Source organism: Bradyrhizobium sp. C9, from assembly GCF_002532045.1.
Taxonomy (GTDB): Bacteria; Pseudomonadota; Alphaproteobacteria; order Rhizobiales; family Xanthobacteraceae; genus Bradyrhizobium.
Genome location: NZ_NWTG01000008.1, coordinates 257,252 through 276,088 on the forward strand (window position 1 = coordinate 257,252; position 18,837 = coordinate 276,088).

Here is an 18,837-nt window from a genome sequence, read left to right on the forward strand (position 1 = left end):
GACTTGCTGCCTGCGGTCACTATGTCGTTGACCACGGTCAACCTGTTGACCAAGTCAACGATAGATCGATGACAATGTCAACGATCTCGTTTAGCTTGGCAGCGACAGGCTTTGTTGCAGAGGTTGGCGATGAGCGAGAAGTTCAGGACTGCGCGGGCCTTGCCGCCGGAGGCGGTGGTTGACGCCGAACTGGCGCCAATCACCGCGATGATGTCGTCGCGGTTGATGGTGCTGGCTAACCTGCTCAGGCGCGGTGCGCTGCTGCGCTACAAGCGCCTGACCGGCCTGTCCTCGGTCGAGTTCGGCCTGGTTGCCTCGCTCGGCCGGCGGCCGCCGATGAGCGTGGTGCGGCTTGCCGAAGCCGTCGGCATGGACAAGGGGCAGATCAGCCGGGCGCTTGCCGAGCTCGTTGCGCGCAAGCTGGTCGCCAAGCAAGCCAATCCGCGTGACAATCGGGAAACACTTGTCTCCCTTACCAAGGCCGGGCTCGCCGCCCATGATGCCATTGTGGCCGGCGCGCAGGAGCGAAACCGGCGCCTGCTGGAACAGCTCGGTCCACAGGATCTCGAGTTGCTGCTCGGACATATCGACCGCCTGATGCTGACCGCGGCCGAGATGCTCGCTGCCGAGCGGGAGCTGGGCTGATATGGGGAACGCGCAGGGCACGGGATGGCCGCAGCTGCGCCCCCCGCTGCGGCAAGCGCTTCCGCCTGATGCGGCAAAGAGCCCGCGGGAGGGACGGTAAAAGCGTCAAAATTGCTTGTCTTGCGCCCCCTGTTGCGCTGCGCTAAAGCCTCAAGAACAATTCCAATCAACGAATCTGCGGGACGTCCGAAACCGCAGCAAGAAGGCCTCGCCGATGACCGGCATCCTGCAGAATTATCTCCCACTTGTGGTCTTTATCGGGGTCGCGAGCCTGATCGGGCTGGCGCTCCTGATCGCGCCGTTCCTGGTCGCGTTCCAGTCGCCGGATCCGGAAAAGCTGTCCGCCTATGAATGCGGATTCAACGCTTTCGACGACGCCCGCATGAAGTTCGACGTCCGGTTCTATCTGGTGGCGATCCTCTTCATCATCTTCGATCTCGAAGTGGCGTTCCTGTTCCCCTGGGCTGTGGCGTTCGGAAAACTGGGCGCGACCGGCTTCTGGTCGATGATGGTGTTCCTGGCCGTGCTGACGGTCGGGTTCGCGTATGAATGGAAGAAAGGCGCGCTCGAATGGGATTGAGCCCCACCGCCGCATCCTCGCAGCCGGCGATTGCGCAAGCTCCGAGAGGCATTCTCGATCCGTCGACCGGCAAGCCGGTCGGCGCCAATGATCCGTTCTTCCTCGAGGTCAATCACGAGCTGTCCGACAAGGGCTTCTTCGTCGCAGCGGCCGATGATCTCATCACCTGGGCGCGCACCGGCTCGCTGATGTGGATGACCTTCGGTCTCGCCTGCTGCGCGGTCGAGATGATGCAGGTCTCGATGCCGCGCTACGACGTCGAGCGCTTCGGCTTCGCGCCGCGCGCCTCGCCGCGGCAGTCCGACGTGATGATCGTCGCCGGCACCCTGACCAACAAGATGGCGCCCGCGCTGCGCAAGGTCTACGACCAGATGCCTGAGCCGCGCTACGTCATCTCGATGGGCTCGTGCGCCAACGGCGGCGGCTACTACCACTATTCCTACTCGGTGGTCCGCGGTTGCGACCGCATCGTGCCGATCGACATCTACGTGCCGGGCTGCCCGCCCACGGCGGAAGCGCTGCTTTACGGCGTGCTGCTGCTGCAGAAGAAGATCCGCCGTATCGGCACCATCGAACGCTAAGGTTTCAGGCATGGACGACGGCAAGCTCGACGCCCTTGGGCAGACGATCGTGAGCGCGCTTCCGGGCGCCGCCACGGCGCACTCGGTCGCGTTCGATCAACTCACTATCGACGTCGAGATTAGCAGAATCGTGGACGTCGTCAGTTTTCTGCGTGACGATCCGAACTGCCGCTTCGTCAATTTCACCGACGCGACCGCGGTCGACTATCCGAGCCGCGAAAAGCGCTTCGACGTCGTCTACCATCTGCTGTCGCCGACGCTGAACACGCGCATCCGCGTACGCGGCCAGGCCGACGAGACCACGCAGGTGCCCTCGATCATCGGCGTCTTCCCCGGCGCCGACTGGTTCGAGCGCGAGACCTACGATCTTTACGGCGTGATCTTCGTCGGGCATCCGGACATGCGCCGCCTGTTGACCGATTACGGCTTCGACGGCCATCCGCTGCGCAAGGATTTCCCGCTCACCGGCTTCGTCGAGGTTCGCTACGACGACCAGGAGAAGCGGGTGCTGTACGAGCCGGTCCGGCTCAACCAGGAATTCCGCAAGTTCGACTTCCTCTCGCCCTGGGAAGGCGCGGACTATCCGCTGCCCGGTGACGAGAAGGCCAAGGCGGAGCCGAAGCCATGAACGAGCAACCGCAAGATCTTCGTAACTTCACCATCAATTTCGGCCCGCAGCATCCGGCGGCGCACGGCGTGCTTCGCCTCGTGCTGGAGCTCGACGGCGAAGTCGTCGAGCGCGTCGATCCGCATATCGGCCTGCTTCACCGCGGCACCGAGAAGCTGATCGAGCACAAGACCTATCTGCAGGCGATTCCGTATTTCGACCGGCTCGATTACGTCGCGCCGATGAACCAGGAGCACGCGTTCTGCCTTGCGGCGGAGAAGCTGCTCGGCATCACGGTGCCGCGCCGTGGCCAGCTGATCCGCGTGCTGTATTGCGAGATCGGCCGCATCCTCTCCCATCTGCTCAACGTCACCACGCAGGCGATGGACGTCGGCGCGCTGACCCCGCCGCTGTGGGGTTTTGAAGAGCGCGAGAAGCTGATGGTGTTCTACGAGCGTGCCTCGGGCTCGCGTATGCATGCGGCGTTCTTCCGCGTCGGCGGCGTGCACCAGGATCTGCCGCCGAAGCTGATCGACGATATCGAGGCGTGGTGCGATCCGTTCCTCAAGGTGGTCGACGACCTCGACACGCTGCTCACCGGTAACCGCATCTTCAAGCAGCGCAACGTCGACATCGGCGTTGTGCCGCTGAAGGAAGCCTGGGAGTGGGGCTTCTCCGGCGTGATGGTGCGCGGCTCAGGCGCGGCCTGGGACCTGCGCAAGTCGCAGCCCTATGAGTGCTACGCCGAGATGGATTTCGACATTCCGATCGGCAAGAACGGCGACTGCTACGACCGCTACCTGATCCGCATGGAAGAGATGCGCCAGTCGGTGCGCATCATGAAGCAGTGCGTCCAGAAGCTGAAGGCGCCGGACGGGCAGGGCCCGGTCGTGGTCGAGGACAACAAGATCGCGCCGCCGCGCCGCGGTGACATGAAGCGCTCGATGGAAGCGCTGATCCATCACTTCAAGCTGTACACCGAGGGCGTGCACGTGCCGGCCGGCGAGGTCTATGCCGCGGTCGAGGCGCCGAAGGGCGAGTTCGGCGTCTATCTCGTCGCCGACGGCACCAACAAGCCCTACAAGTGCAAGATCCGCGCGCCGGGTTTCGCCCATCTGCAGGCGATGGATCACATCTGCAAGGGCCATCTGCTGGCCGACGTTTCCGCCATCCTTGGCTCGCTGGACATCGTGTTCGGCGAGGTCGACCGGTGATGATGTCCGCATCTGCACCGCGCGCTAATTGAGAGTTTGATCGATGTCCGTCCGCCGCCTTGCCCCGAAGGAATTGCAGCCCGCGAGCTTCACGTTCACGGACGAGAATCTCGCCTGGGCCAAGAAGCAGATCGAGAAGTATCCGCCGGGCCGTCAGGCTTCGGCTGCGATCGCGATTCTGTGGCGCGTGCAGGAGCAGCATGACGGCTGGGTCTCGGAAGCGGCGATCCGCGCCGTCGCCGACCTGCTCGAGATGCCGCATATCCGCATGCTGGAGATCGCGACCTTCTACACCATGTTCCAGCTCTCGCCGGTCGGCAAGAAGGCGCATGTGCAGGTCTGCGGCACCACGCCGTGCCGGCTGCGCGGCGCCGCCGACCTGATCGAGGTGTGCCAGCATCGCATCCATCACGATCCGTTCCAGCTGTCGAAGGACGGCAACTTCTCGTGGGAAGAGGTCGAGTGTCTCGGCGCCTGCGTGAACGCGCCAATGGTGCTGATCTGGAAGGACACCTACGAGGACCTGACCAAGGAAAGCTTCGGCAAGGTGCTCGACGGCTTTGCCGCCGGCAATCCGCCCAAGCCGGGCCCGCAGGTCGACCGTCAGTTCTCGGCGCCCGCAGGCGGGCCGACGACGCTGAAGGAAACCACCTGATGCGGGGCTTTCAGGTGCAGGAAAACGAGGCGGGGAGGGGCGCTGCGATGAAGGCCTGGCGCACGATCGCCCTTCACACCGCTGTCGCGGCCGGCTTCATGTTCCTGCTGCAACGTTACGGCCTGAGCGCGACGCTGGAATCCAGCCTGTTGTGGGCCATCGTGTTCGGCGGCTGTGCTGCCGGGCTCGCTTGCTCCCAAGCCAATCGGTGATGTTCGGAAAGTTTTGAGCATGCTCGACGACAAGGACCGCATCTTCAAGAACCTCTACGGCCTCCATGATTGGGGCCTCGAGGGCGCGCGCCGCAGGGGCGCCTGGGATGGCACCAAGGGGATCATCGACAAGGGCCGCGACTGGATCATCAACGAGATGAAGGCCTCGGGCTTGCGCGGCCGCGGCGGTGCGGGCTTCCCGACCGGCATGAAGTGGTCCTTCATGCCGAAGGAATCCAAGGACGGCCGTCCGAGCTATCTCGTCGTCAACGCCGACGAGTCGGAGCCCGGCACCTGCAAGGACCGCGAGATCATGCGGCACGATCCGCATCTCCTGGTCGAAGGCTGCCTGCTTGCAAGCTTCGCGATGGGCGCGCATGCCTGCTACGTCTATATCCGCGGCGAGTTCATCCGCGAGCGCGAGCGCCTTCAGGCGGCGATCGACCAGGCCTATGAGGCCAAGCTGGTCGGCAAGGACAACATCAACGGCTGGCCGTTCGACATCTATGTCGCACACGGCGCCGGCGCCTATATCTGCGGCGAGGAGACCGCGCTGCTCGAGAGCCTCGAGGGCAAGAAGGGCCAGCCGCGGCTGAAGCCGCCGTTCCCGGCCAATGTCGGTCTGTATGGCTGCCCGACCACCGTCAACAATGTCGAGTCGATCGCGGTTGCGCCCGACATCCTGCGCCGCGGCGCCGCCTGGTTCGCCGCCATCGGCCGTCCGAACAATGTCGGCACCAAGCTGTTCTGCATCTCCGGTCACGTCGAGCGGCCCTGCAACGTCGAAGAGGCGATGGGGATTCCGTTCCGCGAGCTGATCGAGAAGCATTGCGGCGGCATTCGCGGCGGCTGGGACAACCTGAAGGCGGTGATCCCCGGCGGATCGTCGGTGCGCATGGTGCCGGCCGACCAGATTATCGACACGCCGATGGATTTCGACAGCCTGAGCAAGCTGCGCTCGGGCCTCGGCACCGCGGCCGTAATCGTGATGGACAAGTCGACCGACTTGATCCGGGCGATCGCCCGCATCTCGTATTTCTACAAGCATGAGAGCTGCGGCCAGTGCACGCCGTGCCGCGAGGGCACCGGCTGGATGTGGCGCGTCTTGACCCGCATGGCCGACGGCCGCGCCCACAAGCGCGAGATCGACATGCTGCTCGAGGTCACCAAGCAGGTCGAGGGGCACACCATCTGCGCGCTCGGCGACGCAGCAGCGTGGCCGATCCAGGGTCTGATTGCGCATTTCCGTCACGAGATCGAAGAGCGCATCGATCAGTATTCGCACAAGGCCGATCTCGACGATCAGGGCGTTCGTGATCCCGTCCATATGGTCGCGGCGGAGTAGAGAAGAGACATGAGCAAGATCATCGTCGATGGCAAAGAGATCGATGTGCCGCCGGAGTACACGCTGTTGCAGGCGTGCGAGGCGGCAGGCGCCGAGATTCCGCGCTTCTGCTATCACGAGCGGTTGTCGATCGCCGGCAATTGCCGGATGTGCCTGGTCGAGGTGAAGGGCGGCCCGAAGCCGGTCGCGAGCTGCGCCTGGGCCGTGCGCGACTGCCGTCCGGGCCCGAAGGGTGAGCCGCCGGAGATCTCGACCCGTTCGCCGATGGTCAAGAAGGCGCGCGAAGGCGTAATGGAATTCCTGCTGATCAACCATCCGCTGGACTGCCCGATCTGCGATCAGGGCGGCGAGTGTGATCTGCAGGACCAGGCGATGGGCTACGGCGTCGACACCAGCCGTTTCGCCGAGAACAAGCGTGCGGTCGAGGACAAGTATCTCGGCGCGCTGGTCAAGACCTCGATGAACCGCTGCATCCAGTGCACGCGTTGCGTCCGCTTTTCCGCCGAAGTCTGCGGCGCGCCGGAAATGGGCGCGACCGGGCGCGGCGAGGACATGGAGATCACCACCTATCTCGAGCAGGCGCTGAGCTCGGAGCTGCAGGGCAATCTCGTCGATATCTGCCCGGTCGGTGCGCTGACCTCGAAGCCCTATGCCTTCGCGGCGCGCCCCTGGGAGCTCGGCAAGACGCAGTCGGTCGACGTCATGGACGGCGTTGGATCTGCGATCCGGGTCGACACCCGCGGCCGCGAGGTGATGCGCATCCTGCCGCGCATCAACGAGGTGGTGAACGAGGAGTGGATTTCCGACAAGACCCGCCACGTCGTCGACGGCCTGCGCACCCAGCGCCTCGACCGTCCCTATGTGCGCGAGAACGGCCAGCTCAAGCCTGCGACCTGGCAGGAGGCCTTCGCGGCCATCGCCGCCAAGGCCGGCCGCATCGACGGCAAGCGGATCGGCGCGATCGCGGGCGATCTCGCTGCGGTCGATGAAATGTATGCGCTGAAGGAGCTGCTCGCGAAGTACGGCTCGGTCAATCTGGCGGTGCAGGGCGGCGACGCGTTCGACGCCAAGGCAGGCCGCGGCTCCTACATCTTCAACCCGACCATTGCCGGCATCGACCAGGCCGACGCGATCCTGATCATCGGCTCGCACCCGCGCAAGGAAGCCGCGGTGCTGAACGCGCGGATCCGCAAGCGCTGGCGCACCGGCGGGCTCAAGGTCGGCATGATCGGCGCCAAGGCCGATTTTACCTACGACCACGACTATCTCGGCGCAGGTACCGACACGCTCGCCGATCTCGTGGCGGGCAAGCATTCCTTTGCCGACGTGCTGAAGAACGCCAAGAACCCGATCGTCCTGGTCGGCGCCGGCGCCTACACCAGGCATGACGGCGCGGCGGTGCTGGCGCAGGCGGCCAAGCTCGCCGTGGATGTCGGTGCGCTGAAGGACGGCTGGAACGGCTTCGCCGTGCTGCAGGACACCGCCTCGCGCGCCGGCGCGCTCGATATCGGTTTCTCGCCGGCGGCCGGTGGCCTGACCACGGCGCAGATGACGACCTTCGGCACCCTCGACGTGCTGTTCCTGCTCGGCGCCGACGAGATCAAGGCGCCGGATGGCACCTTCGTGGTCTATATCGGCACCCATGGCGACCAGGGCGCGCATCGTGCCGACGTCATCCTGCCGGGCGCTGCCTATACCGAGAAGTCCGGCATCTACGTCAACACCGAGGGCCGGGCGCAGATCGCCAACCGTGCGGCGTTCCCGCCGGGTGAAGCCCGTGAGGACTGGGCGATCATCCGCGCGCTGTCCGACGTGCTCGGCAAGAAGCTGCCGTTCGACTCGCTGCAGGCGCTGCGCCAGGCGATGTTCAAGACCACGCCGCATCTGATGCGGCTCGACCAGATCGAGGTCGGCAAGGCCGACGACGTCAAGGCGCTGGCCGGCAAGGGCGGCAGCGTCGACAAGGCGGCATTCAAGCCGACTGTCGAGGATTTCTATCTGACCAACCCGATCGCGCGGGCCTCTGCCGTGATGGCGGAATGCTCGCGGCTGGCGTCGGGCCGAATGCTGACGGCAGCGGAGTGAGCGTGACCTGATGGCTGAATTCTTCGCAAGCGCGTTCTGGACCGGCTTCCTCTGGCCGCTGATCATCATGGTCGCGGAAAGCCTGTTGCTGCTCGTCGTGCTGCTGATCGCGATTGCCTACATCCTGCTCGCCGACCGCAAGATCTGGGCGGCGGTACAGATCCGCCGCGGCCCCAACGTGGTCGGCCCGTTCGGATTGCTGCAATCCTTCGCCGACCTGCTGAAGTTCGTGCTGAAGGAGCCGGTGATTCCGTCCGGCTCCAACAAGGGCGTGTTCCTGCTGGCGCCGCTGGTCTCGTGTATCCTGGCGCTGGCCGCCTGGGCCGTGATCCCGTTCAATCTCGGCTGGGTGATCTCCGACATCAACGTCGGCATCCTCTACATCTTCGCGATCTCGTCGCTGTCGATCTACGGCGTCATCATGGCCGGCTGGTCGTCGAACTCGAAGTACCCGTTCTTGGCCGCGCTGCGCTCGGCGGCGCAGATGGTGTCCTATGAAGTCTCGATCGGCTTCGTCATCATCACCGTGCTGCTCTGCGTGGGCTCGCTGAACCTGTCGGCGGTGGTCGAGGCGCAGAACTCGCGTGGGCTCGCGCACCTGATCGGCCTGCCGCAGCTCACCATCCTGAATTGGTATGTGTGGCCGCTGTTTCCGATGTTCGTGGTGTTCTACGTCTCGGCGCTGGCGGAAACCAACCGTCCGCCGTTCGACCTGGTCGAAGCGGAATCGGAACTGGTCGCCGGCTTCATGACCGAATACGGCTCGACGCCGTATCTCCTGTTCATGCTCGGCGAGTATGTCGCGATCACCACGATGTGCGCGCTGGCGTCGATCCTGTTCCTTGGTGGCTGGCTGCCGCCGGTCGATTTGCCGCCGTTCACCTGGATTCCAGGCATCGTCTGGTTCGCCCTCAAGGTGTTCTTCATGTTCTTCATGTTCGCGATGGCGAAGGCGATCGTGCCGCGCTACCGCTACGATCAACTGATGCGGCTCGGCTGGAAGGTGTTCCTGCCGCTGTCGCTGGCGATGGTGGTGATCGTGGCCGGTGTGCTGCAGTTCGCCGGCATCGCTCCGAAGTGAGGCCGTCATGAGTGTCAACGTCAACGCAACAGCCCGCTCGCTTCTGCTCTCGGAATTCGTCTCGGCGTTCGTTCTCGCCATGCGCTATTTCTTCAAGCCGAAGCCGACGCTGAATTATCCCTTCGAGAAGGGCCCGATCTCGCCGCGTTTCCGTGGTGAGCACGCGCTGCGCCGCTATCCGAACGGCGAGGAACGCTGCATCGCCTGCAAGCTGTGCGAGGCGATCTGCCCGGCGCAGGCGATCACGATCGAGGCCGGCCCGCGCCGCAACGACGGCACCCGCCGCACGGTGCGCTACGACATCGACATGGTGAAGTGCATCTATTGCGGGCTGTGCCAGGAAGCATGCCCGGTCGACGCCATCGTCGAGGGACCGAATTTCGAATTCGCGACCGAGACCCGCGAGGAACTCTACTATGACAAGGCGAAGCTGCTCGCCAATGGCGACCGCTGGGAGCGCGAGATTGCGAAGTCGATCGCGCTCGACGCGCCGTACCGGTGAGGTGAGGGCATGATCCTTCCGGCGCTGTTCTTCTATCTGTTTGCCGCGGCCTGCGTGGCCTCGGCGGTCATGGTGATTGTCTCGCGCAATCCCGTGCACTCCGTGCTGTACCTGATCCTGGCCTTCGTCAACGCCTCGGGCCTGTTCATCCTGATGGGCGCCGAGTTCCTCGGGATGATGCTGATCGTCGTCTATGTCGGCGCCGTCGCGGTGCTGTTCCTGTTCGTGATCATGATGCTCGACGTCGACTTCGTCGAACTGCGCGAGGGCTTCATGCAGTATCTGCCCGTAGGCATCGTGATCGGCGGCATCTTCCTGTTCGAGCTGCTGCTGGTGGTCGGCGCCTGGGTGATCAACCCGCAGGTCACCAAGACGATCACGGCGGCGATCCCGACCAGTATCAGCAACACCGAGGCGCTCGGCCTCGTGCTCTATACGAAGTACATCCATTACTTCCAGCTCGCCGGCATGGTGCTGCTGGTCGCGATGATCGGCGCCATCGTGCTGACGCTGCGCCACAAGGCCAACGTCAAGCGGCAGAACATCAACGTGCAGAACGCGCGCACGCCGGAAATGGCGATGGCGATGCGCAAGGTGGCGTCGGGGCAGGGCCTGCAGGATGCCGACGCGGCGGAGTGGGTGAAATGACGATCGGGCTAGGGCACTATCTGGCGGTCGGCGCGATCCTGTTCACGCTCGGGATCCTCGGCATCTTCCTCAACCGCAAGAACATCATCGTCATTCTGATGTCGATCGAGCTGATCCTGCTCTCGGTCAACATCAATTTGGTGGCGTTCTCGACCTTCCTCGGCGACATCGTCGGCCAGGTGTTCGCGCTGTTGGTGCTGACGGTGGCGGCAGCCGAGGCCGCGATCGGCCTTGCCGTGCTGGTGGTGTATTTCCGCAACCGCGGTTCGATCGCGGTTGAAGACGTCAATCTGATGAAGGGCTAGTCCGGCAAATGATACAGGCAATCGTATTCCTGCCGCTGCTGGGCGCTATCCTCGCAGGCATCATCTCGCTGGTCGGCGCGCACGCACGCTGCCCGAGCGGCGACGCTGTCGACCACCACGACGATGCGCATGGCGACGCCCATGCTTCCGACGCTCATGCGTCGGCGGCCCACGACGACCACGGCCATGATGATCATGGCCATGACGACCACCATGTCTCCGAGCCGGCGGCGGCGGGCTCGCGGCTTGCCGAGTTGATCACAACGGGCCTCTTGTTCGTGTCGGCGGCGCTGTCCTGGTTCACGCTGGTCGATGTCGGCTTCATGCACCATGATGCGCGCGTCGTGCTGCTGCCCTGGATCACCTCGGGTGACCTCCAGGTGGCCTGGACGCTGCGGGTCGATACCCTGACCGCCGTGATGTTGGTCGTGGTCAACACCGTGTCCGCCCTCGTGCACCTCTATTCCATCGGCTACATGGATGAGGACCCGAACCGGCCGCGCTTCTTCGGCTATCTCTCGCTGTTCACCTTCGCGATGCTGATGCTGGTGACCTCGGACAATCTCGTGCAGCTGTTCTTCGGCTGGGAGGGCGTCGGTCTGGCGAGCTACCTCCTGATCGGGTTCTGGTACCAGAAGCCGTCGGCCAACGCCGCAGCGATCAAGGCCTTCGTGGTCAACCGCGTCGGCGACTTCGGCTTCGCGCTCGGCATCTTCGCGATCTTCGCGCTGGTCGGCTCGACCGATTTCGAGACCATCTTCCATGCCGCGCCTGGCCTCACCGGCAAGACCATCGACTTCTTCGGTTGGCACCCTGATGCGCTGACCTTGACCTGTCTGTTCCTGTTCATGGGTGCGATGGGCAAATCGGCCCAGTTCCTGCTGCACACCTGGTTGCCGGACGCGATGGAAGGTCCGACCCCGGTGTCGGCGCTGATCCACGCCGCGACCATGGTCACCGCTGGCGTCTTCATGGTGGCGCGCCTGTCGCCGTTGTTCGAGTTGTCGCCAACCGCGCAGGCGGTCGTGATGTTCTTCGGCGCGACCACGGCGTTCTTCGCCGCCACGATCGGCCTGGTGCAGAACGACATCAAGCGCATCGTCGCGTATTCGACCTGTTCGCAGCTCGGCTACATGTTCGTGGCGATGGGAGCGGGGGCCTATTCGGTCGGCATGTTCCACCTGTTCACGCACGCCTTCTTCAAGGCGCTGCTGTTCCTGGGCTCCGGCTCGGTGATCTACGCGATGCACCACGAGCAGGACATCCGCAATATGGGTGGCCTGTGGCGCAAGATCCCGTACACCTTCGCGGTGATGGCGATCGGTACGCTGGCGCTGACCGGCTTTCCGCTGTTTGCCGGCTACTTCTCGAAGGACAAGATCATCGAGGCGGCCTATGCGGCGCATAATCCATTCGCGACCTATGCCTACCTGCTGACCGTCGTGGCGGCCGGCTTGACCTCGTTCTACTCCTGGCGCCTGATCTGGAAGACGTTCTTCGGCGAGCCGCACGACCAGAAGCATTACGAGGCGGCGCATGAGAGCCCGATGTGGATGCTGGTGCCGATCGGTGTGCTCGCGGCAGGCTCGATCCTTGCCGGCTTCCCGTTCGTGGAGCTGTTTACAAGTCCGCACGGTGTCGAGGAGTTCTTCCGCGAATCCGTCAAGATGAACCCGCACATCCTCGAGGACATGGAGCACATGCCGGGCTGGCTGGTGCCGTTGCCCACCGTGATGATGGCGCTCGGCCTGTTCGTCTCGTACCTGTTCTACATCCGCAGGCCGTATCTGCCGGTCGAGCTCGCGAACCAGCAGCCAATGCTGTACCAGTTCCTGCTCAACAAATGGTACTTCGACGAGCTGTACGACTGGATCTTCGTGCGCCCGGCGAAGTGGCTCGGCTACACGCTGTGGAAGAAGGGCGACGGCTTCGTCATCGACGGCTTCGGTCCGGACGGCGTCTCGGCCCGCGTGCTCGACGTCACCCGCAACGTCGTGAAATTGCAGACCGGCTACCTCTATCACTACGCGTTCGCGATGCTGATCGGGGCCGCCGGATTGATCACCTGGTTCATGTTCGGCTTGGGAGGCCAGTAAATGACAACCTGGCCCATCCTTTCCGTAACGACCTTCCTGCCGGCGGTCGGCGCGATCCTGGTCTACCTGCTGGCGCGGGGCGGCGACGAGACCGCGAGCCGCACGGCGCGCTGGATCGCGCTGTGGACCACGCTGATCACCTTCGCGGTGTCGCTGATCCTGGTCGCGCGTTTCGATCCCGCGCAGTCCGACTTCCAGTTCGTCGAGAAGACGTCCTGGCTCGCGACGGGCATCACCTATCACATGGGCATCGACGGCATCTCGCTGCCGCTGATCATCCTGACCACCGCGATCATGCCGCTCTGCATCATCGCGAGCTGGAAGTCGGTGACGCAGCGCGTCAGCGAATACATGATGGCGTTCCTGATCCTGGAAACGCTGATGGTCGGTACCTTCTCGGCGCTCGACCTCGTGCTGTTCTATCTGTTCTTCGAGGGCGGCCTGATCCCGATGTTCCTGATCATCGGCGTCTGGGGCGGCCCGCGCCGGGTCTACGCCTCGTTCAAGTTCTTCCTCTACACCTTCCTCGGCTCGGTCTTGATGCTGCTCGCCATCATGGCGCTGTACTGGAACGCTGGCACCACCGACATCCCGACCTTGATGCACACCGCGGTGCCGCGCTCGATGCAGACCTGGGCGTGGCTGGCCTTCTTCGCCTCGTTCGCGGTGAAGATGCCGATGTGGCCGGTGCACACCTGGCTGCCTGACGCGCACGTCGAGGCGCCGACGGCAGGCTCGGTGATCCTGGCCGCGATCCTGCTGAAGATGGGCGGCTACGGCTTCCTGCGCTTCTCGCTGCCGATGTTCCCGCTGGCCTCGCACGACTTCGCGCCGTTCGTGTTCACGCTGTCGGTCATCGCCATCATCTACACCTCGCTGGTGGCGATGATGCAGGAGGACATGAAGAAGCTGATCGCGTACTCGTCGGTCGCGCATATGGGCTTCGTCACCATGGGCATCTTCGCGGTGACCACGCAGGGCGTCGCCGGCGGCATGTTCCAGATGGTCTCGCACGGCATCGTCTCCGGCGCGCTGTTCCTCTGCGTCGGCATCGTCTACGACCGCATGCATACCCGCGAGATCGCGGCCTATGGCGGCCTCGTCAACCGGATGCCGCTCTATGCGATGACCTTCATGGTCTTCACCATGGCCAATGTCGGTCTGCCGGGCACGAGCGGCTTCGTCGGCGAGTTCATGACCTTGCTCGGCACCTTCAAGATCTCGCTGCCGACGGCGTTCTTCGCCACCACGGGCGTGATCCTGTCGGCCTGCTACGCGCTCTGGCTCTACCGCAAGGTGGTGTTCGGCGCGCTGGTCAAGCCGTCGCTGATGTCGATCAAGGATCTGACCTTCCGTGAATGCGTGACGCTGTTCCCGTTGATCGCGCTGACCATCCTGTTCGGCGTCTATCCGAAGCCGGTGCTCGACATGTCGGCCGCCTCGGTGCAGCAGCTCGTCAACAATTACAACACCGCCGTGACTGCCGTGAAGGCAGCCGCGCTGGTTACGCAGTAAGGCCGTCGTCATGAGCTTTTCCAGTGCAGGTTATCAGTTGCAGCCGGTGCTGCCGGAGCTGGTGCTCGCGGTCGGCGCCATGGTGCTGTTGATGATCGGAGCCTATCGCGGGCAGGGGACGACCCGGCTGATCACCGCGCTCGCGGTGTGTCTGCTGGTCCTGACCGGTGTGCTGGAGCTCTGGCTGCCGGCCGGCAAGCTTGTCACCTTCGGCGGCAGCTTCATCGTCGATGACTTCGCCCGCTTCCTGAAGGTTCTCGCGCTGATCGCATCCGCAGCGACGCTGATCCTGTCGACCGAGTATCTGTCGCAGCCGTCGAGCCGCAACTTCGAGTTCTCGATCCTGGTGCTGCTGTCGACGCTCGGCATGATGGTGCTGATCTCGGCCGGCGACCTGATCTCGCTCTATCTCGGCCTCGAGCTGATGAGCCTTGCGCTCTACGTCGTCGCCGCCAGCCAGCGCGACAATGCCAAGTCGAGCGAAGCCGGCCTGAAGTATTTCGTGCTCGGCGCGCTGTCGTCGGGCATGCTGCTCTACGGCGCTTCGCTGATCTATGGCTTCACCGGCACCGTCAGCTTCGCCGGCATCGCGGCCGCCGCAACCACCGGCAGCATCGGCATCGTGTTCGGCCTGGTGTTCCTGCTCGCCGGTCTCTGCTTCAAGGTTTCGGCGGTGCCGTTCCACATGTGGACGCCCGACGTCTATGAGGGCGCGCCGACCCCGGTGACGGCGTTCTTCGCCTCGGCCCCAAAGGTCGCGGCGCTCGCCGTGTTCACCCGCGCGACGCTGACCGCATTCCCCGGCATCGTCACCCAGTGGCAGCAGATCCTGGTGTTCGTGGCGATCGCCTCGATGGCGCTGGGCTCGTTCGCCGCGATCGGCCAGACCAACATCAAGCGGCTGATGGCCTATTCCTCGATCGGCCATATGGGCTTCGCGCTGGTCGGCCTCGCCTCCGGCACGGTCGAGGGTGCGCAGGGCGTCCTGATCTACATCGCGATCTATGTCGCGATGACGCTCGGTTCGTTCTCCATCATCCTCGCCATGAAGCGCAACGGCCACGCGCTGGAGCAGATCAGCGATTTCGCCGGTCTGTCCCGCACCAACCCGCTGATCGCCTTCATCTTCGCGATGCTGCTGTTCTCGCTCGCCGGCGTGCCGCCGCTCGCCGGCTTCTTCGGCAAATGGTACGTGTTCGTCGCCGCGATCAAGGCCAATCTGTTCACGCTCGCGGTGATCGGCGTGCTGACCAGCGTGGTGGGCGCGTTCTACTATCTGTCGATCGTCAAGGTGATGTATTTCGACCAGCCGCTCGGCAAGCTCGACTCGGTCCGCGTCGAGCTGCGCACCGTGCTGGCGGTCGCAGGCATCTTCAACATCTTCTTCTTCGCCTATCCGGGCCCGCTGGTGAGCGTGGCCACGGCGGCGGCGAAGTCGCTGTTCTAACGCGCATGATCCCGAAAACAGGACGCTGGCTTTCGGATCGGATCATGCGCATAACCTCACTATGACCTTCACGCTCGGACCCCGGGCCATTGCGGCGGGCTACAAGCTCGCCGCTTTCGATCAGATCGGCTCGACCAATGCCGAGGCGATGCTGCGCGCCCGTGGCGGCGAGCAGGGGCCGATGTGGTTCGTGACATCAGAGCAGACCGCAGGGCGGGGCCGGCGCCAGCGGGTCTGGATCGCGCCGCGCGGCAACCTTGCCAGCAGCATTTTCGAATTGATGGACGTTCCGCCGGCGGTTGCCGCGACGCTCGGCTTTGTCGCGGGGCTGTCGGAGGCCGCCGCCCTGGAGAAAGTCAGTGTCGAGGCGGCCCTTCGTCTCGGTCCTGACCGGCCGAGATATGCGCTGAAGTGGCCGAACGACGTGCTCGCGGGTGGCGCGAAGCTGGTCGGCATCAATATGGAGGCCGAAGCCGTCGGCGATCGCCTCGCTGTCGTTGTCGGGATCGGCACCAATGTCGTCGCCTCGCCCGAGGGCACGCCGACGCCTGCGGTGTCGCTCGCCGAACTCGGCGTCCAGATCAGCGCGGAAGAGCTGTTCGCGGCGCTGTCCGACGCCTGGGTCGAGTTTCGCGGTATCTGGGACAACGGCCGCGGCTTTGCCGAGATCCGCCGGCGCTGGCTCGAGCGCGCGGCCGGGCTTGGCGGCGAGGTCGCGATCGACACGGGCACGGCCACCATCGAGGGCATCTTCGAGACCATCGACGAGACCGGTTGCCTGATCGTGTGTACGGCCGAGGGCAGGCGTGTCCCGGTTGCGGCGGGCGAGGTCTATTTCGGCAGCGCAGCCTCAAAGAGGGCGGTGTGATGGCGCGACCTGACGAGCTTACCTTTGCACCGCTCGGCGGCGTCGGCGAGATCGGCATGAATTTGTCGATCTATGGGCTCGGCAACCGCCACCAGCGGTCATTCCTCGCGGTCGACCTCGGCGTCTCCTTCGGCGACGAGGAGCATCTGCCGGGCATCGACCTGATCATGCCCGATGTGCGCTTCCTGGAGAAGGAGCGCAACAATCTGATGGGTCTCGTGCTGACGCACGCCCATGAGGACCATTTCGGCGCGATCATCGATCTTTGGCCGAAGCTCGGCTGCAAGATCTACGCGACCCAGTTCAGTGCGGCGCTGTTCGAGGCCAAATGCGCCGCCGAGCGCAATCCGCCCAAAATCCCGATCACCGTGATCCCGTCGGGCGGGCGGGTCGATATCGGCCCGTTCAATGTCGAGTTCATCCCGGTCGCGCATTCGATTCCTGAATCGCACGCGCTCGCAATCAAGACCGATGTCGGCATCGTGCTGCACACCGGCGACTGGAAGATCGATCCGACCCCGATCATCGGCCTGCCGACCGACGAGCGGCGGCTGCGCGAGCTCGGCGACGAAGGCGTGCTGGCGCTGGTCGGCGATTCCACCAACGCGGTGCGCGACGGGCGCTCGCCCTCGGAGACCGAGGTTGCCGCCACCATCAAGAAGCTGGTCAAGGCGGCCAAGGGCCGGGTCGCGGTCACGACCTTCGCCTCCAATGTTGCGCGCGTGAGGGCGGTGGCGGACGCCGCCAACGCCGCCGATCGCGAGGTCGTCGTGGTCGGCCGCGCCATGGAGCGCGTGGTGCAGGTGGCGCGCGAATGCGGCTATCTCGACAGCTCGCACAAGTTCCGCAGCACCGACTATTACGGCCATTTCCCGGCCGACAAGGTGCTGGCGCTGTGCACCGGCAGCCAGGGCGAACCCCGCGCCGCACTGGCCCGGATCGCCAACAACGACCACCCGCAGGTGACCCTGAACAAGGGTGACACCGTGATCTTTTCCTCCCGCACCATTCCCGGCAACGAGAAGGCGGTCGGCGGCATCATCAACGGGCTGGTGACCCAGGGTGTCGAAATCATCACCGACCGCGAGCATCTGGTGCACGTCTCCGGCCATCCGCGCCGCGACGAACTGCGCGACATGATCTCCTGGGTGCGGCCGCAGCTCTTGATCCCGGTGCATGGCGAGGCGCTGCATCTCGCCGAGCACGCCAAGCTGGCGCGCGCCGCGGGTGTCCCGCAGGTCCTGACCTGCCGTAATGGCGACCTCGTCAAGCTCGGCCCCGGCGATCCCGGCATCGTCGGCGAAGTGCCGTCGGGGCGGCTTTACAAGGACGGAACCATCCTGGAGGACTCGAAGTCGCGCGCCGTGGTCGAGCGGCGGCGGATGGGTTTTGCCGGCTGCGCTTTCGTCGCCATCGCCATGACCGCGCAGGGCGAGATGGTCGACGATCCCGAGGTTGATCTGGTCGGCATGCCGGAGAACAATTCCGCGGGCGAGCTGCTCGACGACATCGTGTTCGATGTCGTGGTATCGACGATCGAGGGCTTGCCCAAGCCGCGGCGCCGCGATCCGGACGCACTCGGGGAATCGGTGCGTCGCGCGGTGCGGGCCGCGCTGAACGAGCAGTGGGGCAAGAAGCCGATCTGCATCGTGCACGTTCTGACGGTCTGACACACGCCTCCTAGGCGTGCGCAACGACAAAGGGAGAGAGATATGCTGGGTCGGCTCAATCACGTCGCCATTGCGGTCAAGGACGCCAGGCAGGCCGCGAAGATCTACGGTTCGGCCTTCAATGCCGAGATTTCCGATGCGGTGCCGCTGCCGGAGCATGGCGTCATCACCGTGTTCGTGACGCTGCCCAACACCAAGATCGAGTTCATCGAGCCGCTCGGCGACGCCTCGCCGATCGCAAAGTTCGTCGAGCGCAACGCCGACGGCGGCATCCATCATGTCTGCTACGACGTGCCCGACATCATCGCGGCCCGCGACCGCATGATCGCCGAGGGCGCGCGGGTGCTGGGCGACGGCCAGCCGAAGATCGGCGCGCACGGCAAGCCGGTGCTGTTCTTCCACCCGAAGGACTTTTCCGGCGCCTTGGTCGAGATCGAACAGGCCTGAGGCCAATATGGCGTACCAGATCTCCACCGGGCTTGCGATCTACTTCGTCCTTTGGTGGCTCGTGCTGTTCCTGACGCTGCCGTTCGGCATTCGCAGCCAGCACGAGGATGGCGTTGGCGCGCCCGGCACCGATCCCGGCGCGCCGATCATGGCGCGCATGGGCCGCAAGCTGTTTTGGACCACGTTGATCTCGGCCGTGATCTTCACGATCGGCATGTGGGCCTATTATGCCGGCTATCTCTCGATCGAGCGGCTGTCGAAGCTGATGGGGATGCCGTTCTAGAGAGCAATGAAGAGGCCAGAAATGGCGCCGATGGAGTGAGGATCAACCTCA

General features: G+C 64.5%; 20 protein-coding genes. All 20 read left to right on the forward strand.

Features of this window, described 5'->3' with window-relative positions; all coding sequences use genetic code 11:
- The first annotated feature begins 129 nt into the window (after nt 1–129).
- Nucleotides 130–645, forward strand: a complete 516-nt coding sequence (locus CO675_RS19865) for a MarR family winged helix-turn-helix transcriptional regulator (RefSeq protein WP_097673569.1) — start codon at nt 130–132, stop codon at nt 643–645.
- Between the two features lie 214 nt (nt 646–859).
- On the forward strand, nt 860–1,225 hold the full coding sequence (locus CO675_RS19870; RefSeq protein ID WP_018271860.1) for an NADH-quinone oxidoreductase subunit A: 366 nt from the start codon (nt 860–862) through the stop codon (nt 1,223–1,225).
- Nucleotides 1,216–1,806, forward strand: a complete 591-nt coding sequence (locus CO675_RS19875; protein ID WP_050402390.1) for a NuoB/complex I 20 kDa subunit family protein — start codon at nt 1,216–1,218, stop codon at nt 1,804–1,806. The genes CO675_RS19870 and CO675_RS19875 overlap by 10 nt, the downstream gene beginning before the upstream one ends.
- 10 nt (nt 1,807–1,816) lie before the next feature.
- Nucleotides 1,817–2,434 carry an NADH-quinone oxidoreductase subunit C gene (locus tag CO675_RS19880; protein ID WP_097673570.1) on the forward strand — a complete coding sequence of 206 codons (618 nt, stop codon included), beginning with the start codon at nt 1,817–1,819 and terminating at the stop codon, nt 2,432–2,434.
- On the forward strand, nt 2,431–3,627 hold the full coding sequence (locus CO675_RS19885; protein WP_097673571.1) for an NADH-quinone oxidoreductase subunit D: 1,197 nt from the start codon (nt 2,431–2,433) through the stop codon (nt 3,625–3,627). The genes CO675_RS19880 and CO675_RS19885 overlap by 4 nt, the downstream gene beginning before the upstream one ends.
- Before the next feature lie 43 nt (nt 3,628–3,670).
- Nucleotides 3,671–4,282, forward strand: a complete 612-nt coding sequence (gene nuoE, locus CO675_RS19890; RefSeq protein ID WP_029080758.1) for an NADH-quinone oxidoreductase subunit NuoE — start codon at nt 3,671–3,673, stop codon at nt 4,280–4,282.
- Nucleotides 4,282–4,494: a hypothetical protein gene (locus tag CO675_RS19895; RefSeq protein ID WP_097673572.1), complete on the forward strand. Its 213-nt coding sequence runs from the start codon at nt 4,282–4,284 to the stop codon at nt 4,492–4,494. The genes nuoE and CO675_RS19895 overlap by 1 nt, the downstream gene beginning before the upstream one ends.
- Before the next feature lie 19 nt (nt 4,495–4,513).
- Nucleotides 4,514–5,839 (forward strand): NADH-quinone oxidoreductase subunit NuoF, encoded by a 1,326-nt coding sequence (nuoF, locus tag CO675_RS19900; protein WP_097673573.1) that lies wholly within the window; start codon nt 4,514–4,516, stop codon nt 5,837–5,839.
- Between the two features lie 9 nt (nt 5,840–5,848).
- Nucleotides 5,849–7,924 carry an NADH-quinone oxidoreductase subunit NuoG gene (gene nuoG, locus CO675_RS19905; RefSeq protein WP_097673574.1) on the forward strand — a complete coding sequence of 692 codons (2,076 nt, stop codon included), beginning with the start codon at nt 5,849–5,851 and terminating at the stop codon, nt 7,922–7,924.
- Between the two features lie 10 nt (nt 7,925–7,934).
- Nucleotides 7,935–9,005, forward strand: a complete 1,071-nt coding sequence (nuoH, locus tag CO675_RS19910) for an NADH-quinone oxidoreductase subunit NuoH (RefSeq protein WP_097673575.1) — start codon at nt 7,935–7,937, stop codon at nt 9,003–9,005.
- Between the two features lie 7 nt (nt 9,006–9,012).
- Nucleotides 9,013–9,507, forward strand: a complete 495-nt coding sequence (gene nuoI, locus CO675_RS19915; protein ID WP_097673576.1) for an NADH-quinone oxidoreductase subunit NuoI — start codon at nt 9,013–9,015, stop codon at nt 9,505–9,507.
- 9 nt (nt 9,508–9,516) lie between these two features.
- Nucleotides 9,517–10,155 (forward strand): NADH-quinone oxidoreductase subunit J, encoded by a 639-nt coding sequence (locus CO675_RS19920; protein WP_097673577.1) that lies wholly within the window; start codon nt 9,517–9,519, stop codon nt 10,153–10,155.
- The gene (gene nuoK, locus CO675_RS19925) at nt 10,152–10,460 is read left to right on the forward strand and encodes an NADH-quinone oxidoreductase subunit NuoK (protein WP_027537255.1); all 309 of its coding nucleotides are present in this window, start codon (nt 10,152–10,154) and stop codon (nt 10,458–10,460) included. Before CO675_RS19920 ends, nuoK begins: the two co-directional genes overlap by 4 nt.
- A gap of 8 nt (nt 10,461–10,468) precedes the next feature.
- On the forward strand, nt 10,469–12,556 hold the full coding sequence (gene nuoL / locus CO675_RS19930; RefSeq protein ID WP_097673578.1) for an NADH-quinone oxidoreductase subunit L: 2,088 nt from the start codon (nt 10,469–10,471) through the stop codon (nt 12,554–12,556).
- Nucleotides 12,557–14,071: an NADH-quinone oxidoreductase subunit M gene (locus CO675_RS19935; RefSeq protein ID WP_097673579.1), complete on the forward strand. Its 1,515-nt coding sequence runs from the start codon at nt 12,557–12,559 to the stop codon at nt 14,069–14,071.
- 10 nt (nt 14,072–14,081) lie between these two features.
- Nucleotides 14,082–15,518 carry an NADH-quinone oxidoreductase subunit NuoN gene (nuoN, locus tag CO675_RS19940; RefSeq protein WP_097673580.1) on the forward strand — a complete coding sequence of 479 codons (1,437 nt, stop codon included), beginning with the start codon at nt 14,082–14,084 and terminating at the stop codon, nt 15,516–15,518.
- A gap of 61 nt (nt 15,519–15,579) precedes the next feature.
- The gene (locus tag CO675_RS19945; RefSeq protein ID WP_097673581.1) at nt 15,580–16,386 is read left to right on the forward strand and encodes a biotin--[acetyl-CoA-carboxylase] ligase; all 807 of its coding nucleotides are present in this window, start codon (nt 15,580–15,582) and stop codon (nt 16,384–16,386) included.
- Nucleotides 16,386–18,056, forward strand: a complete 1,671-nt coding sequence (locus tag CO675_RS19950; RefSeq protein ID WP_097673582.1) for a ribonuclease J — start codon at nt 16,386–16,388, stop codon at nt 18,054–18,056. The genes CO675_RS19945 and CO675_RS19950 overlap by 1 nt, the downstream gene beginning before the upstream one ends.
- A 42-nt stretch (nt 18,057–18,098) precedes the next feature.
- Nucleotides 18,099–18,503, forward strand: a complete 405-nt coding sequence (gene mce / locus CO675_RS19955) for a methylmalonyl-CoA epimerase (RefSeq protein ID WP_097673583.1) — start codon at nt 18,099–18,101, stop codon at nt 18,501–18,503.
- A gap of 7 nt (nt 18,504–18,510) precedes the next feature.
- On the forward strand, nt 18,511–18,786 hold the full coding sequence (locus CO675_RS19960; protein WP_097673584.1) for a DUF1467 family protein: 276 nt from the start codon (nt 18,511–18,513) through the stop codon (nt 18,784–18,786).
- Nucleotides 18,787–18,837 lie beyond the last annotated feature (51 nt).